Source organism: Pseudomonas sp. 2VD (assembly GCF_005503585.1).
Classification (GTDB): Bacteria; Pseudomonadota; Gammaproteobacteria; order Pseudomonadales; family Pseudomonadaceae; genus Pseudomonas; species Pseudomonas aeruginosa.
Genome location: NZ_SCND01000629.1, coordinates 1 through 1,581, shown reverse-complemented (window position 1 = coordinate 1,581; position 1,581 = coordinate 1). Strand labels below are relative to the sequence as shown.

Sequence of the window (1,581 nt, the reverse complement as noted above, 5' to 3'; positions counted from 1 at the left end):
GCCCGGGCGCGCTTCCCGCTGCCGCCTCGGTGCCGTGGCGCAGGTCGATACGGGCACCGGCGCCGAGGCTGAGCAGCCCGTCTCCGGCGTTCAGCTCGATCAGCGCGCGGTTCGGCGAATCGATGATCTTGCCGTAGCTGTCCACCCGCAGCCGCCGCCCATGGGCATCGAGCAGCGCCTCGCCACCGATGCTCAGGCCCTGCTTGGCGGCCAGGCGGATACTGCCGACCTGCTCGCCGCTGGCGTCAAGCACGCCGTTCACGCTCAGATGGCCACCATCCAGCGACACCTCGATCGTCGAGGCCCTGACGTCGTTGCCGATGTTCAGGTCGCCCTGCTTGATCTGGAAACTGCGCGCACCGAACACCTGACCGGCATTCAGGCGCTGGTTGAGAGCGGCGAACCGGCTGTCTGGCGTACCGTCCTCGCCCAGCCGCTGGGCACGGATCTCGACGCTGCCCGCGGCGTATGGCACCAGGGTGCCGCCAGCGTCGTATTCGCCGCTGCTCGCCGCCAGGATCTGCCCTTGTAGGTCGACCACGCCGGCCGCGCTGTCCAGCGCCACCGCCGTCAGGCTACCGGCCTGGTTGTTGCTCGCCGACAGGTCGATGCGCGAAGCGCCGGCCTGGCGGATATTGCCGCCGTGGCTCAGCAGGTTGACTTCGCCACCCCAGCTGTAGCGGATCACGTCGTCGAAACGCAGCGCGCGCCCGGCTAGGTCGAGCTGGGCGCCGGCGCCCAGTTCCAGGTCCTCCTGCGCGGTCAGGCTCAACTTGCCGCTGGGCAGGCCGACGCGGGTGTCCAGCAGGAGGCTGGCGCCCTCCAGGGCCAGTTCGGCGCCCAGTGCGCCGTTGGCCAGTTCGACCGGGGTGGATGCCGCGCCGCCGCCCCCCGCGCTGACCCGCAACGCACCGCCCGCCAGCAGGCTGTTGCGCGAGCCGGCCTCGCCGGTGAGCAAGGGTGTGATCAGGTTGAGATCGCCGCCGCTGTATGCGTAGCCGCTACCAGCCCGATACTCGCCCTGGCTCTGGTAGACCGCGAGGCTACCCTTGTGGTTGGCGGTGATCCGCTCGCTGGCCGCCAGGTTGACCGTGGCGAAGCCCAGCGCCAGGCGCTGGTAACTGTCGATGGCGCTGGGCTGGCTGAAGGGACCGTAGCCGAACTCCAGGCGTTCGCTGCGGATGTCCAGCGTGCCCTGGCCACTGCCGGCGCCGCCGGTGATGACCCCGGCGGCCGGCGTCTGCGCGCCGTTCCAGATCAGGTTGGAGGTGCGGATCGAGGCGACGCTGTCGCTGTCGCCGTAGCCATAGATCGCCGGGGTGCCCAGCACCAGGCGCGACAAGCGGGAGCGACCGCTGCTCGGATCGTAGGAATCGAGGCTGACGTCGCCGTAGAAGTTGAACGCGTCGCGGGCGTTCAGCACCAGCGTCTCCAGGGGCGGCGCGCCCTCCGACGCATCACCCTGCAGCAGGCGGTCGAGCACTTGCTGGTCGAGCGCCAACCCGGTCGGCAGCACACCGCGCTCGGCCAGTTCGGCCAGCAGCGCCTGCTCGCCGACATTGAAGCCGCCCGCCGCCAGGG

At 70.6% G+C, this 1,581-nt stretch carries 1 pseudogene; it reads right to left on the bottom strand.

The window, feature by feature from the left end:
- A pseudogene (locus tag FFS27_RS32560) lies at nt 1-1,581 on the bottom strand (hemagglutinin); the annotation flags it as partial.